The 676-nt window shown below is 72.9% G+C and carries 1 protein-coding gene; it reads left to right on the forward strand.

All coding sequences use genetic code 11. From position 1 onward, the window contains the following. Window positions 1-521 (forward strand): GNAT family N-acetyltransferase (locus AC1DWF_RS35040; protein ID WP_476843073.1); only part of this gene is annotated, 521 nt, incomplete at its 5' end. Between the last annotated feature and the right edge of the window lie 155 nt (window positions 522-676).

Genomic DNA, 676 nt, shown 5'->3' on the forward strand with positions numbered 1-676 from the left:
GCCCGAGGCTGATCCTGCGCCCGCCGGAGCCCTCCGACGCGGCGGAACTGGCCGCCATCAACGGCGACCCCGTCACGATGCAGCACTTCGCCAAGACCATGGACCGCGCGGAAAGCGACGCCTGGCTCGCCAGGATACTGGCGCACCATGCCGAGCACGGCTTCGGGTTCTGGAGCGTCGTCAGCCGCGACGCGCCGGGGCTGGTGGGGCTGGTCGGCCTGATGCGGGTGGGCTTCGAGGCGCGCTTCACCCCGGCGGTCGCGATCGGCTGGCGCACCGCACCCGCGCATCAGCGAAAGGGCTATGCGGAGGAGGCGGCGCGCCTCTCGCTCCAGGTCGGCTTCGGGCCGCTCGGGCTGGACGCGATCGTCGCCTGGACCATCCCGCCCAATGAGCCGTCCTGGCGGCTCATGGACAAGCTCGGCATGGCGCCGGACGGGGATTTCGACCACCCCCGGCTGCCGGAAGGCCATCCGAAGCGTCGTCACCTGCTCTACCGGATCGCGCGGCCGGAAGATTAGAGATTGGTGGCCGGGCCGGGCTTGGGTCCGTCCTTGGGACCGGGCGAAGGCACGGGGGCGGCCCGGGGCGTCCCAGGAGGCGCATCCGGCACGCCCTTGTCGCCCGGCAGGCCCATTCTCGGCTCGCCGAATRCTGGCGGCGGGCTGGCCGGGGC

Source organism: Aminobacter sp. P4_D5, from assembly GCF_056401815.1.